A 14,587-nucleotide genomic window follows, 5' to 3' on the forward strand; every position below is an offset into this window, starting at 1 on the left:
GGTGACCGACGAGCAACGTCTCCCGATGCTCTCGAACCGTTCTTTCCGTGGTGGCCTGCGCGCCATCTGTGTGACGATCGTCGCCCTCGCCGCGCTGGTCCCCGCCGGCGTTGAGGCCCAGTCCTCCGCCCGCCCTGGTGCCCCCGCCGCCGGCGGCACACGCCCCGCCTACGACCCGACCCTCTACAGCGATGGCAGCCGCACGGCACGCGCCTTCAAGTCGCTGCGCTGGCGGCTGGTGGGTCCCTTCCGCGGCGGCCGCTCCACGGCGGTCACCGCCGATCCCACCCGCCCGCTCGTCTTCTATTTCGGCGCCGTGAACGGCGGCGTGTGGAAGACCACCAACGCCGGCCAGACGTGGGAGAACATCACCGACGGCAAGACCGACCTGTCGAGCGTGGGGGCCATTACCGTGGCGCCCAGTGACCCGAACGTGATCTGGGTGGGCAGCGGCGAAGGGAAGCCGCGTGAGGACATTACCTACGGCACGGGCGTGTACCGCAGCACCGACGGCGGCGAGAGCTGGGTACCGCGCGGGCTGGCCAATACGCACCAGATCACCAGCCTCCGGGTGCACCCGACCAACCCCGATGTGGCCTACGTGACGGCACTCGGCCACGCCTTCGGCCCCAACCCCGATCGCGGCGTGTTTCGCACCACCGACGGCGGGGCCACCTGGAAGAAGATCCTGTTCGTGGACGACAGCACCGGCGCCGCCGATCTCTCCATGGACGTGACCAACCCGCGCATCCTGTACGCCAGCCTGTGGAAGTTCCAGCGCACGCCGTGGGGGATGAACGCGGGCGCCGGGCGCAGCGGCCTGTGGAAGAGCACCGACGGCGGTGACACGTGGACGGAGCTCACCTTCAACCCCGGCATGCCCAAGGGGCTGATCGGCAAGATCGGCGTGGCCGTCTCCCCCGCCAACGGGCAGCGCGTGTACGCCAACATCGAAGCGCAGGACTCACTGGGTGGCGTCTTCCGCAGCGACGACGGCGGCGCCTCGTGGACGCGCACCAACAGCGACCAGAAGTTCGTGGTGCGCCCGTTCTACTACATGAGCATCACCGCCGACCCGGTGAATGAGAACACCGTGTACGTGATGAACCTGCAGGTCAGCCGCAGCATCGACGGCGGCCGCACGTTCACCACCGTGCGCGTACCACACGGTGACACGCACATCATGTGGGTGGACCCGAAGAATCCGCAGCGCCTCATCAACGGCAACGACGGTGGCGCCACCGTTTCACTCGACGGCGGCCGCACCTGGAGTGCGCAGAACAACCAGCCCACGTCGCAGTTCTACCACGTCACCACCGACCAGTCGCAGCCGTACCGCATCCTGGGTGCGCAGCAGGACAACACCACGGTCAACATCGCCCACCGCAGCGACCGCGGCAGCCTCACCGAGCGTGACTGGTACCCCGTGGCCGGCTGTGAGAACGCGTACATCGCCATCGACCCGCGCGACCCCAACGTGACCTTCGGCGGCTGCTACATGGGGCAGCTCTCGCGCCACGATGCGCGCACCAACATGCGCCGCGACGTGTCGGTGTGGCTTGGCAACTACGACGGCTACGCGGTAGCCGACGTACCGCAGCGCTTCCAGTGGACCTTCCCCATTCATTTCTCGCTGCACGACCCGGACGTGCTCTATACGGCGTCGCAGTATCTCTGGCGCTCGCGCAACCAGGGGAGCAGCTGGGAGAAGATCTCGGGCGACCTCACGCGCCACGACCCGGCCACCATGGGGCGCAGCGGCGGTCCCGTGAGCGGCGACATGACCGGCACGGAGTGGTACGCCACGATCTTTGCCGTTGCCGAGTCGCCGGTCACCAAGGGCGTGCTGTGGACGGGGAGCGATGACGGTCTCGTGCATGTGTCACGCGACAACGGTGCCACCTGGACGAACGTGACCCCGAAGGCGTTCGGGGCGTTCACGCGCGTGTCCATCATCGAGGCGTCGCCCTTCGAGGCGGGCACCGCGTACGTCGCGGCCAACCGCTACCAGCAGGACGATTTCACCCCGTACCTGTTCAAGACCACCGATTACGGCGCCACCTGGACGCGCATCGACGCCGGCATTCCGCAGGGGGCCTTCACGCGCGCCATCCGCAGCGACACGAAGCGCAAGGGGCTGCTCTTCGCCGGTACGGAAACCGGTGTGTACGTCTCGCTCAACGACGGCGCCAATTGGGAACCGCTGCAGCTCAACCTGCCGCGGGTGGTCATTCGTGACCTGCGCGTGCACGGCAACGATCTCCTTGTGGCCACGCATGGTCGCTCCTTCTGGTCACTCGACGACATCTCGCCGCTGCGTACGCTGAGCGAAACGGTGACGGCCAAGCCCGTGCACCTGTTCGCACCCGCACCGGCCGTTCGCTGGGTCAGCGGGGGCGGCAGCGGGCGCGCCTCACTCACGGCGGGGGGCAATCCTCGCTATGGCGTGAACATCGACTACTGGCTCAAGACGGCTCCTACCGCCCCCATCTCGCTGCAGATCGTGGAAGCGGGCGGCACGGTGGTGCACACCTTCAGCAGCGCCGCGGCACCGAAGAAGGACAGCACCGGCAATCCCGCCGCCGATTCCGCCGCCGCGCTGGTGCGCACGAAGCAGCGCGCCGAAGCGCTCTCCTATGAGCCTGCCGACTCGGTGGTGCACGCCCGCGCCGGTGCCAATCGCTTCACCTGGGACCTTTCCTACCCCGGCCCCAAGACCATCCCGGGCGCCATCATTGACGACGGCACGACCGACGGCCCGACGGCTGTGCCGGGGGAGTACGCCGTGCGCCTGATCGTGGGCAAGGACACGCTGTCGCAGCCGTTCACGGTACTCGCCGACCCGCGCGTGTCGCTCACGGCCGCCGAGTACAGGGCGCAGTTCGATGCGGCCAATGCGGTCGGGGCGCGTATCACGAGCATCACCGAAACCGTCGCGCGCATTCAGGACCTGCAGCGGCAGCTCGACGAGCGCGCTCGGCAGGCCGCATCGCAGGCATATGCGGCGGAGGTGCGTGACGCGTCGGCGGCGCTCCGACGCAAGCTGGAGGCGGTGCGCGCCGAGATCTACGAGGTGTACACCAAGGCCGATCAGGCGACGCTGAACTACCCGATCAAGCTCTATCAGATGTTCATCTCGCTGAACTCGCAGGTGCTGGAAGGCACCAACCCGCCCACGAAGCAGCACAGCGAGATCACGAGCGACCTGGGTGGCAAGCTGGACGTACAGTTGCGCACACTGCAGGGGCTCGAGGAGAAGGAGTTGAGCGACTTCAACGCGCTGCTCTCTCGGCTTGGGGTGCCGAACGTGTTCGTGCCGAAGAAGCCGATCGGGTAGGCGCGCGATCATGGTGTGGCTCATGGCTGCGTGCGTCGTGGTCGCGGTGGCGATCTGGCGCACGCGCCCCGCACAACGCGCAAAGGCGCTTTTCCCCCTTGGTCTGAGTGCCGTGATGGGTTCGATCGCCGCGAAGGACCGCGACGTGTGGCTGTCCATGGCGCTCAGCGTGCTCGCCATCGCGCTGTTCCTCACGTCGCTCTGGCAGCAACGCTCCGATCGGCGAGACTGACGCCCGCCTGGCTCGCCACGCCCGTGTCGGGGCGCACGACCCTGGCGTCGAGAAATGGCATGAGCGCCCGAAGTCGCTCCCCCACCTGCTCGATGGGGTGATCCGCATCGGTCAGGCGCGCCGCGGTGAAGTGCGGACGGCCAGCGTCGTTCTCGGCCACCCAGGTCTTCGCGAACTCGCCGCTGCGAATGTTGGCCAGCAGCTGGCGCATGGCCTCCTTGGTCTGCGCGGTCACGATGCGCGGGCCGGCAATGTAGTCGCCGTATTCGGCGGTATCACTCACGGAGTAGCGCATGTAGTTGAGCCCACCCTGGTACATCAGGTCCACGATGAGCTTGAGTTCGTGCAGGCACTCGAAGTAGGCCATTTCCGGGCGGTAACCGGCTTCCACGAGCGTTTCGAAGCCGGCCTTCACCAGCGCACTGACCCCGCCGCACAGCACCGCCTGCTCCCCGAACAGATCCGTTTCCGTCTCCTCGGCGAAGCTGGTTTCGATCACGCCAGCGCGGGTGCAGCCAATGGCCCAGGCGTAGGCGAGCGCATCCTCACGCGCTGCGCCACTGGCATCCTGCGCCACGGCAATGAGTCCCGGCACACCGCCCCCCTGGGTGAACACTTCACGCACCCGATGTCCCGGGCTCTTGGGCGCAATGAGGGCCACGTCCACCCCGTCGGGCGGGGCGATCAGGTTGAAGTGCACGTTGAAACCGTGCGCAAACCAGAGGGTCGTGCCGGGGCGCATGCTGGGCGCGATATCGCGATCGTAGATGCGCTGCTGTTCGGTGTCGGGCGCCAGCATCATGATGGCATCGGCCTCCGCGGCGGCGGCGGCAACCGGCATCACGCGCAGTCCCGCCGCTTCGGCCGCCGCCCAGCTCCTGCTCCCCTCACGCAGCCCCACGCGTACGTCCATGCCGCGGTCGGCCAGATTGCGTGCATGCGCATGCCCCTGGCTGCCATATCCGATGATGGCAATCCGGCGGCCCTCGAGTCGCTGCGGCTCAGCGTCACCGTCGTACAGCACCGGTGCGGCGAACATGGGGGTCGTATTGGGCGTGTTGGTCGGGGTCATCTCAGGCAGCCTCCTCGGTGGGCGCGCCGTCGGCTTGCGCGCGGTAGTCGTTGGGTGCTTCAAGCACACGCGGCGTAGGGCCGCGCATCATGGCCAGTCGGCCGGTCCGCATGAGTTCCGCGATGCCGAAGCGACGCATCGCACTCACGAACTGCTCCACGCGCTCGGGGGCATCGGTGATCTCCACGATCACTTCGTCCGGCCCGAGATCCAGCACGCGGCCGCCGGCAGCCAGCGTTTCCTCGGCGATGTGCGTGAGTGCGGCACTCGTTGCCCGCACCTTGAGCAACGCCGTCTCCCGCACCACGGTGGGGGCGTCGGTGGCATCAGCCACACCGATCACCTCCACGAGGCGGTCGAGCTGCTTCACCACCTGTGTGGCCTCATCCACGCTCACCGCGAGGGTAAGCCGGGAAATGCCTGGCGTTTCGCTGCGCCCCACGGAGAGCGACACGATGTTGTAGCCGCGCCGCCGCAGCAGCGTCACGATGCGGTGCAGCACGCCGGGGCGGTCGTGCACGAGGGCGATGAGGGTATGCACCGGTGCGGTCATGCCTGCTCCGTGGTGTGGGGGGTGCGCCACGCGGTCCGCGGCGTGACGCGCGAATCACCCATCGGCGACTCACGCCGCTGCCGTTCACGCAGCTGCTGGTCGTGGTGCGCTTCGTCGTGCACCATGTCGTGAATGGCGCGGCCGGCCGGCACCATGGGGAAGACGTTGGCTTCACGTTCCACGCGGAAGTCGATGAGCACCGGGCCGTGGTGTGCCCATGCCTCGCGTATCGCCGCTTCGGCATCGGCCACATCGTCCACGGTGATTGCGTGCCACCCGTGCGCCTGCGCGAGCAGCGCGAAGTCGGGACCGGACAGCGGCGTTTCGCTGTAGCGGCGCCCCTCGAACAGCTGCTGCCACTGCCGCACCATGCCCAGATAGCCGTTGTTCACCACGGCCACCTTCACGTTGCCAAGCCCTTCCTGCCGAATGGTGGCCAGCTCGCAGGCGGTCATCTGGAAGCCGCCGTCGCCGCAGAACGCCCACACGGTGTGCGCGGGATCGGCGATGGCCGCCCCCAGCGCCGCCGGTACGGCGAACCCCATGGTGCCCGCACCGCCGCTGGTGATGTGCGAGCGGGCCCGCTGCCAATCGATGAGTTGGGCCGCCCACATCTGGTGCTGGCCCACATCGGTCACGACGCGCCAGTCTCGGCGCGTATCGGCCACGGCGTTGAACGCGGCGAAGACGTCCTGCGGCATGAGCGGCGCGGTACGCTCGCTACGGCGGTAATGCTGCCGCGGCGCGAACTCCGCCTTGAGGGCGGCAATCTCCTCACGCCACGGAGCGAACCGCTCGGGCTGCACGGGGATGCGCGGGGTGATGGTTTCCAGGACATCGCGGGCATCGCCGAGTATTCCGATGTGGGCGGTGACCAGCTTGCCGATCTCCGCGGCATCGATGTCCACATGAATCACTCGTGCGTGAGGTGCGAATGCCGACACCTTCCCGGTCACGCGATCGTCGAAGCGACTGCCGATGTTGAAGAGCACGTCGCACTGCTGAATAGCCCGGTTCACGTGCACCCAACCGTGCATGCCTGGCATGCCGAGCATGAGCGGGTGGTCGTGCGGCATGGCACCGAGGCCGTGCAGGGTGGTGACCACCGGCATGCCGGTACGCTCCGCGAAGCGACGCAGGGCGTGACTGGCGTTCGCCTGCATCACCCCGTTGCCGGCCAGCACCAGCGGACGGCGTGCGTTCAGTAGCGCGCCCACGGCGGCCTCGATGGCCTGCACCGCGGCGAAATCCGCACGTCGACTTGCGGGGCGATAGCCGGGCAGGTCCATGCGCACATCCCAGTCGGGCACGCATCGCTCCTGCTGCGCATCCTTGGTGATGTCGATGAGCACCGGCCCCGGTCGGCCGGTCTGGGCTATGTGAAAGGCCTCGCGCACCACACGCGGAATGTCGGCCGCGCGCGTGACGAGGTAATTGTGCTTGGTAATGGGCACGGTGATGCCCGTGATGTCGGTCTCCTGAAACGCGTCGGTCCCCAGCAGGTGGCTGGGTACCTGCCCGGTGATGGCCACCAGGGGCGTCCCATCCATCCACGCGTCGGCGATGGGTGTCACGAGATTGGTGGCGCCGGGGCCGCTGGTGCCGATGCACACGCCCACGCGACCGGTGGCGCGGGCGTACCCCTCGGCGGCGTGACCGCCCCCCTGTTCGTGCCGCACCAGGACGTGCCGCAGCTGGCTGCGGTACTCCCACAGGGCGTGGTAGAACGGCATGATGCAGCCACCGGGAATGCCGAACAGGACGGCAACGCCCTCGCGAATGAGTGCCTCGCACAGGATCTGCGCGCCCGTGACCTCGCGCGCGGGCGAAGCACCGGGAGCACCATCGAATGGGGTGTTGGGCGGACCGTCGATCATGGGAGCCTGGCTGAAAGGACAAGGGCCCCCTCCGACCGTGTGCGGAGGGGGCCCTCGAGTCCGTTTCAGACCAGGCCGGCCCCTCCCGCATGCGGGAGAGGCGGCGGTGTTCGCGTTACGCTATCGCGACCCGGCGGCCTTCCCGCGTGCCGATAAGCACGAGGACTACCGATACGCGTACTACCGTACCGATGGCCGGAACAAGGCTGACAAGACGCGAGAACGTGGGGAACATCAGAGTGGCGTGACCGAAAAAGCGCTGGGGGGGGCGAAGAAGGTGCCGCGCGAGTGACGAGCGGGATGAAGCGTGCGCAACAGGGATGGCGGCCAAAGCTTAGGCAATACCGGGCCAGAGGCGCAAGTGGCACACCGCCTTCCCTCCCTCGTTCCCCTGCCCCGAACCCGCTCGTCGCGGGTCACGCATCCGCGTACACATGCGTCTCGGCGCGCGCCCCCGGATGTGTCACCGCCCCGTAGCGCGCCGGTCCCACGGTCTGGGCGTAGCGCCAGATCGCACCGCTCTGGTAGTCGGTCTGTCGCGGCTCCCAGGTGGCGCGACGGGCAGCCAATTCATCGTCCGACAGGCGCACCGTGAGGGTGCCCACCGAGGCGTCGATGTCGATGATGTCGCCGTCGCGCAGCAGCGCCAACGGGCCACCCACCGCGGCTTCGGGCCCCACGTGCCCGACACAGAGGCCGCGGGTCGCGCCGCTGAAGCGTCCGTCGGTGATGAGCGCCACGTGCTCGCCCATGCCCTGCCCGTAAATCGCGCTGGTCGTGCTCAGCATCTCGCGCATCCCCGGTCCGCCGCGCGGCCCCTCGTAGCGAATCACCAGTACGTCGTTCTTCTCGTACTGGCGCTCCATGACGGCGGCAAAGCACGCCTCCTCGCTGTCGAACACGCGCGCCGGCCCGCTGTGCACCAGATGAGCAAGCCCGGCCACCTTCACGATGGCGCCATCGGGGGCGAGGTTGCCGCGCAGCCCCACGAGCCCCCCCGTGGGAGAAAGGGCCTGCGACACCGGCATGACCACGCGCTGGTTACCGGGCACCACCACATCGGCCAGGTTTTCTGCGAGGGTCTTGCCGGTGACCGTGATGCAGTCACCGTGCAGGAAGCCCCCGTCGAGCAGCGCCTTGAGCACGACCCCCGCGCCGCCGATATCGTGCACATCCTTCGCGAGATAGCGCCCGCCCGGCTTGAGGTCGGCAATGAGCGGCGTGCGCTTGAACACCTCGGCCACATCGAACAGGTCGAAGTCGATGCCGCATTCGTGGGCCATGGCGGGCAGATGCAGCGTGGCATTGGTGGAGCCGCCCGTGGCCGCCACCACCGCGGCGGCGTTCTCGAGTGAGCGTCGCGTCACGATCTGCCGTGGGCGCAGCCCGTCCCGCAGCAACCGCATGACGGTCTCGCCGGCCGCCTCCGCGTAGCGATCGCGCGTCTCGTATGCTGCCGGCGGACTCGCCGAGCCGGGGAGCGCCAGGCCAATGGCTTCGCTGACGTACGCCATGCTGTTGGCGGTGTACTGGCCGCCGCAGGACCCGGCCCCCGGGCAGGCCACCTTCTCGAGTGCCGTCAACTCCTCGAGCGACATCGTGCCCGCCGCGTAGGCCCCCACCGCCTCGAACACGTCAAGCACCGTGACGTCGCGATCCCGATGCCGCCCCGGCAGAATGGAGCCGCCATAGAGGAACACACTGGGCACGTCGAGTCGTACCATGGCCATCATCATGCCCGGGAGCGTCTTGTCGCACCCCGCAATGCCGACGAGCGCATCGTAGCAATGTCCGCGCACGGTGAGTTCAATGCTGTCGGCAATCACGTCGCGGCTCACCAGCGACGCCTTCATGCCGGCATGCCCCATGGCGATGCCATCGGTCACCGTGATGGTGCAGAACTCGCGCGGCGTCCCGCCTCCCGCGATGACCCCACGCTTGGCCACTTCAGCCTGTCGCTTGAGCGCAATGTTGCATGGCGCGGCCTCGTTCCAGCTGGACACGACGCCCACGAGGGGGCGCGCCACCTGCTCCTCGTTGAGCCCCATGGCATAGTAGAACGCCCGATGCGGTGCGCGCTCGGGACCTTGCATGGCATGACGACTGGGACGCTTCGATTCGGACATGATGGGCGCGCTAAGGTGAACGCGGCCGTGAAACGTCAGCCGCCCCGCTGAATCTCGGTGGCGCGCGCGAGGGCGGCCAGATACTGCCGCTCATTTTTGTACTCACGGCGGCCGCGCGTGATGTCAACGCCGCCCATGATCGCCGCGCCGCTCACGCGCACCAACGGCGCGGCCGGGTCCTCCACGGCGGCGCCGGCCTTGTACTCGAAGCCGCCAAGGAAGGCGGCGCCCACCACCTCGAGGCGCACGCCTTCGGGGAGCACGAGCTCGACGCCCCCCATGAACGCCACCACCTCGATCTCCGTCATGCCTGGCGCAAAACGCGCCTCCCGCAGGTCGAGCTCTCCGCCGCCGGCCACCGCCCACACCTTGAGCTGGCGTGGCACCAGCCACCCGCCCTTGACGCCGAATCCGCCGGCCACGGCCACCGCGGCACCGCGCTCGGGCACGACCCCTTCGGCGGTGAAGCAGCGCTGCCAATCCTCCAGCGATCGCGAGGGATCGGCCGGGTCGACCAGCAGCTGCTGCAACTCGGCCGGCGTACGCACCCGATAGGCGGCCGCCAGTCGCCCATCGAGCTGCTCCACCGAAAGCAGGTCGTTCGCAAAGGCCGCGGCGAGCAACCGGACGACCCGGTCACGGTGCGCCTCCGTGACGGGGAGGGGAGCGTAAGGAGAGTGCATGGGGACGCTACGCGTTCACGCCAGCCGCTGTTTCAGGCGCTGGCGATGCTCCCCTGCCACGTCGACCATGCCGGGCACGAACCGAAGCCCCTTACAGCGCCGGGCGCCGGGTGTGAAAGTCGGTGGCTTTCTGGAACTGGTGCGCCACCGAGAGGATGATGTCGTCGGCGTACAGGTTGCCCGTGATCACGCCGCAAATGGGCTGCGCCTTGTACACCGGCGCCGGCGTGCTGTCGTTGCCACGTGGCCCGCCGCCACCGAACTGCGGCACGTCGAACTTGTACGGCAGCACCGCACACGGATGACCGGTTTGCGCGTTGGGGCCCACGTCGGCGTTGGGGGCGCCAATGAAGCCATCCAGCTCCTTCATGAACGCGCCCCACTTCTGCACCAGCAGCAGGCGGCGACGCTGGTTGTTCACGAAGTCGAAGGCGCGTAGGGTGCGCCCCCCCAGGAAGCGCGGATTCCAATCGGCCGCCGCCATGGGGTTGGGCTCCCCCTCGCCGATGCCTCGGGGACGCTGCGGCGGCGTGTTGCCGAATGGCCCGTTGGCACCGGGGCCCGTGGCGGGGCGCGCCGGGAGCGCGTTGAGGTCGAGGTTGAACTCCTTCGCCTTGCGCTGCACGTAACTGTCGAACGCCGCCGCGTATTCGGCATTGAGCCCGCCCCCACCCATGCCCGCCACCGTGGGACGTGCCCCAATGGGCCTGGGGACCATCCCCAGACTTTTGAGCTTCTCCACCAGTTCCGTTGGCGCATTCGGATCCACGCCAATGCGCAACTTGGCGAGGGCAATGTTGCGCTCGAAGGTGAACGGCGTGGTCACGGTGCTGGCGTCCTTGGGATCCATGCCGTGCAGCACGTTGAACACCATCGCGCAGTCCTCGGCGGTGCGGCACATGGGCCCCACGCGGTCCTGCGACCACGACAGCACCATGCCGCCGTGCCGACTCACGCGACCGTACGTGGGGCGCAGCGCGCTAATGCCGTTGCGAATGCTGGGCGACACAATGGACCCCTGCGTTTCCGTGCCAATAGCAAACGCCACCAGTCCGGCAGCCGTGGCCGACCCGGGGCCGGCCGAGGAGCCACTCGACCCAATGGTGGGGTTCCACGGATTGTTGGTGCGACCGCCGTACCACCAGTCGTTCTGCGCGAACAGGCCGGTGGAGAGCTTCGCCAGCAGTACCGCGCCGGCGTTGCGCAGGCGGACGACGATGTCGGCGTCGTAGTCGAACTGCTGATCCTTGAGGTCACCGGTCCCCCACGACGTGGGGGCGTTCTTCGTGGCAAAGAGATCCTTGAGGCCATACGGCACCCCGTGCAGTGGTCCGCGCGACTTGCCCGCCGCGAGCTCGCGGTCCATGGCGTCGGCCTCCGCGCGCGCCGACTCCTTCATGAGCGTCACCACGCAGTTGAGCGTGGGATTGAGCTTCTCGAGCCGATCGAGGTAGATGTCGGTGATCTGCCGCGACGTGATCTTGCGCGCCTTGATGAGCGCCGACAGGCGATGCGCCGGCAGGAAGGCGAGAGCCTCGGGCGCCGTGGGTGCTGCCCCCACCCACGGCTCCACCGTGAACGTGCTGCGCGCGAACGCCTTCACCCCGTGCCGCGCCACCATGCGCTCCATGAGAGCACCGGTGCCCTCGGGATACGGCATGAACTGCAGCGCTGGTGCTTCGCCGTTGCCGAGCGCCACCGGTTCCTGCGCTGGTGGCTGCCGCCGCGCCGGGCGGGCGATCAGCCCGGCCGTGGCATCGAAGTAGGCTTGCGGTGACTGCGCGCCGAGCGACCGCACGCCGAGGGTACTGGCCGCCGCCGCCACCAACGAGCGGAAGACGAATTCGCGACGCTCGACGCCGGTAGCGGCGGCGTCGTGCTCCATCGCCATCAGCTCGGCTTCAGCGTGCTCCAGGAATTCGAACGGGGTGCTGTCCACGCGTGCGCTCCAGTGGGGAGAGAGTCCGGGGGCAGCCGCATGTCCCGCGGCTGCGAACCGGCCGAATATCTCCCCGGGATCGCCTCAAGGCGAGAGGACGTGCTGGTCGCGGTGTCGGGGCGCGCCGCGCCGGCCGGCTGAATGCGGAACACGAAGGCCTGCTGCACGAGCTGGTTCACCCGCTTGCCGGCAAACACCGCCGCCTTGTAGCGCATGCGCGGCAGCGCATCACGCACGGCCTGCACGAAGAGCGGGTCCACCTTGTCGAGCACCTGCATGGTGAGCGTGTCGGCGTAGCCGGTGCTGTCCACCACGAACTGTGCGTACACCACGCCCTGCACGCCGGCCTGCATGAGCGTGTGTGGGTACACGGGCCCTTCGGCGCTGGGGTCGAGGGCGGCCGTGGAATCCACCTCGATCTCGGTCATGGCCCGCGGCGAATCGCTCGCAGGCTGCAGCTGCGAATTCTCCTCGAGCAGCTGCGCGCCGGCGGGGGCGAGCGCCACCGGCTGCCGGCCATGATCACTGGGCACGGTTTCGGGCGCCGTATTCGCGAGCGCCGCCCCACCGAGCCCCACAAACGACAGGCGTTCCTGCGACGGCGGCGGGGTAGCGCGCCGAAACGGCGCCAGAAAACGCACCGATTCATCGACGGCCGAGGACGACGCCCGCGCCCGCTGCTCCAGCCACCCCACGAAGGCGAAGCACGCCAGCACGACCACCTCGGCCCCCAGTCCAATCGATTGCTGCCCCAGGGCACGCCACGACGCGCGTCGAGTGGACTCGAACGCGCGCAGGGTCAGCCGCTGATCGGATGAGGTCGGCATGGGCACCTCCGTGTCTGGTCGGCCGGGAGCGATCCGGCCCTCGCTTCACTATTCGCCGAGTGGTCGGCGCCCCGCAAGGTGGACGCGAGACGAGCGCGACCGTGGTGGCCGTCAGTACCGCCACGAGAACGATCGTGCCAGACTCCATTCATCCTCCACTCGCCGCCTGACACCGGCGAACCGTGCGGTGACGCCTTTCACGTATTCCTCACCCCCATGCCGATTCCTGTGCGACTGATTGCCGGCCGCCCGGCCACCATTCTGTTCGCGGCGCTGCTCTCGGCGTGCGCCCGCGCCACACCCACGCCGGTCCCGGCGCCCGCCGCGCAGCCCCCGGTGGTGCAGCCACCCATCACCGTGTCACCGGCACCCGCCCCCCCCCCGGCGCCAGCCGCCGCCGACACGGCGCGTGCCGACTGGCATCGCCTCGACTACGACAGTGATGGCGTGCTGGGCGTGGGCTCCGAGCGTGCCCTGCGCGAGCTGCTCGCCGGGCGCCAGCCGCAGCGTGAGGTGCTCGTGGCGGTCATCGATGGGGGCATCGACACTGCCCACACCTATCTGCGCGGGCGCCTGTGGCGCAACGCCAGGGAGGTGGCGGGGAATGGCCGCGACGATGATGCCAACGGGTACACGGACGACGTCTGGGGGTGGAACTACATGGTGACGCCCACCGGTCAGGCCGTGGGCGCCGAAACGTTCGAGCTGACGCGCCTGTACGCGGCATGCCGTGGCACCGGCGCCGGTCGTGGCGTGGCGCGTCCTTCGGCTGCCCGCTGCGACACGATCGCCACGGCGTATCGCGACAAGGTGGACGAGGTAACCGGTACCCTCGGCCAGATTCGCGGCATCGAGCGCGTGCTCACCCAGGTGACGGCGGCACTCGAAGGACCGGTGGGGGCGCCGCTGACGCGCAGCACGGTGCAGGCCTTCGTGCCCACCAATGCCCAGCAGGAGCAGGCCAAGCGCACCTGGCTGCAGCTCGACGCCAATGGGCTGGGTCCGGCGTCCATCGCCGACGCCAGAAAGGCGTACGAAAGTCAGGCCACCCACGGACTCGACAGCAGCTACTTCCCGCGTGCCGTGAATGCCCCCGGCTCCGCCGATGTGACCGGCCCCGACGCGGGACACGGGACCCACGTGGCGGGGATCATCGGGGCGGAGCGCAACCCGGCCAACGCCATGATGGGAATTGCCCCCAACGTGCGCCTCATGGCGCTGCGTGCGGTGCCCGATGGTGACGAGCGCGACGAGGACGTGGCACGCGCCATCCGCTACGCGGTGGACCAGGGCGCGCAGATCGTGAACATGAGCTTCGGCAAGGCATTCTCGCCCAACAAGGCGGCGGTGGATAGCGCGGTACGCTACGCGCAGTCGAAGGGCGTGCTGCTGGTGCACGCCGCCGGCAACGATGGCGAAAACAACGATGTGGTGCCCTCCTTCCCCACGCCGGCGCTGGGCAGCGGCGGCCGCGCCACGCTGTGGCTCGAGGTGGGCGCGAGTTCGTGGAAGGGCACGTCGCGGCTGGCCACGAGCTTCAGCAACTACGGCCAGCAGCAGGTGGATCTCTTCGCGCCGGGCGAGGACATGCTCAGCACGGTGCCGGGCGGTGGTGTGAAGCGGGAGGACGGCACCAGCATGGCAGCGCCGGTGGTGTCGGGGGTGGCCGCCCTGCTGCTCGCGTACTTCCCGACGCTCACACCGGCCGACGTGCGCGACATCATCGTGCAGTCGGTACGCACCTTCCCGGGGGCCACGGTGGCGCTTCCGGGGGGGAGCGGGCAGCAGGTGCCCTTTGCGTCCCTGTCGCGCACCGGTGGGCTCGTCGATGCGTACGCCGCGGTGAAGCTGGCGCTGCAGCGCGAGGCCCTGCGCCCGTAGCCCGGGGCGTGATAGCTTCCCGCATCGGCATTCATCGCGTGGACGCCAGGGCCTGACCGC

The 14,587-nt window shown here is 68.8% G+C and carries 11 protein-coding genes; 4 read left to right on the forward strand and 7 right to left on the reverse strand.

Going from position 1 to position 14,587, the window contains the following annotated elements:
- Nucleotides 1-25 precede the first annotated feature (25 nt).
- On the forward strand, nt 26-3,337 hold the full coding sequence (locus tag O9271_RS08585) for a glycosyl hydrolase (RefSeq protein ID WP_298268314.1): 3,312 nt from the start codon (nt 26-28) through the stop codon (nt 3,335-3,337).
- Between the two features lie 22 nt (nt 3,338-3,359).
- The gene (locus O9271_RS08590) at nt 3,360-3,569 is read left to right on the forward strand and encodes a hypothetical protein (protein WP_298268315.1); all 210 of its coding nucleotides are present in this window, start codon (nt 3,360-3,362) and stop codon (nt 3,567-3,569) included.
- Here the strand turns inward: O9271_RS08590 and ilvC are convergent.
- The 3 genes from ilvC to ilvB are packed head-to-tail and all read right to left on the reverse strand — an operon-like array spanning nt 3,529 to nt 7,071.
- Nucleotides 3,529-4,608, reverse strand: coding sequence for a ketol-acid reductoisomerase (ilvC, locus tag O9271_RS08595; RefSeq protein ID WP_343213889.1), 1,080 nt, complete (start codon nt 4,606-4,608; stop codon nt 3,529-3,531). The genes O9271_RS08590 and ilvC overlap by 41 nt on opposite strands.
- 34 nt (nt 4,609-4,642) lie before the next feature.
- On the reverse strand, nt 4,643-5,194 hold the full coding sequence (ilvN, locus tag O9271_RS08600) for an acetolactate synthase small subunit (protein ID WP_298268319.1): 552 nt from the start codon (nt 5,192-5,194) through the stop codon (nt 4,643-4,645).
- Entirely contained in the window at nt 5,191-7,071 is a 1,881-nt protein-coding gene (ilvB, locus tag O9271_RS08605) for a biosynthetic-type acetolactate synthase large subunit (protein WP_298268321.1), read from the reverse strand. Before ilvB ends, ilvN begins: the two co-directional genes overlap by 4 nt.
- Before the next feature lie 106 nt (nt 7,072-7,177).
- Between ilvB and O9271_RS08610 the strand changes: the two genes are divergently transcribed.
- Nucleotides 7,178-7,363 carry a hypothetical protein gene (locus O9271_RS08610; RefSeq protein ID WP_298268323.1) on the forward strand — a complete coding sequence of 62 codons (186 nt, stop codon included), beginning with the start codon at nt 7,178-7,180 and terminating at the stop codon, nt 7,361-7,363.
- Between the two features lie 124 nt (nt 7,364-7,487).
- Here the strand turns inward: O9271_RS08610 and ilvD are convergent, their stop codons facing one another.
- The 4 genes from ilvD to O9271_RS08630 all read right to left on the reverse strand — a co-directional run bounded on the left by ilvD (nt 7,488) and on the right by O9271_RS08630 (nt 12,646).
- Nucleotides 7,488-9,197 carry a dihydroxy-acid dehydratase gene (gene ilvD, locus O9271_RS08615; protein WP_298268325.1) on the reverse strand — a complete coding sequence of 570 codons (1,710 nt, stop codon included), beginning with the start codon at nt 9,195-9,197 and terminating at the stop codon, nt 7,488-7,490.
- A 35-nt stretch (nt 9,198-9,232) separates the two neighbouring features.
- Nucleotides 9,233-9,880, reverse strand: a complete 648-nt coding sequence (locus O9271_RS08620) for a DUF1707 domain-containing protein (protein WP_298268327.1) — start codon at nt 9,878-9,880, stop codon at nt 9,233-9,235.
- A gap of 91 nt (nt 9,881-9,971) precedes the next feature.
- A complete protein-coding gene (locus O9271_RS08625) occupies nt 9,972-11,819 on the reverse strand; it encodes an amidase (RefSeq protein WP_298268329.1) in 1,848 nt (615 codons plus the stop codon).
- Nucleotides 11,771-12,646, reverse strand: a complete 876-nt coding sequence (locus O9271_RS08630; protein ID WP_298268331.1) for an energy transducer TonB — start codon at nt 12,644-12,646, stop codon at nt 11,771-11,773. Before O9271_RS08630 ends, O9271_RS08625 begins: the two co-directional genes overlap by 49 nt.
- Before the next feature lie 216 nt (nt 12,647-12,862).
- Here O9271_RS08630 and O9271_RS08635 point away from each other — a divergent pair, with 216 nt between their 5' ends.
- Nucleotides 12,863-14,527, forward strand: coding sequence for a S8 family serine peptidase (locus O9271_RS08635; protein WP_298268333.1), 1,665 nt, complete (start codon nt 12,863-12,865; stop codon nt 14,525-14,527).
- The last annotated feature ends 60 nt before the right edge of the window (nt 14,528-14,587 follow it).

Source organism: Gemmatimonas sp. (genome assembly GCF_027531815.1).
Lineage (GTDB): Bacteria > Gemmatimonadota > Gemmatimonadetes > Gemmatimonadales > Gemmatimonadaceae > Gemmatimonas.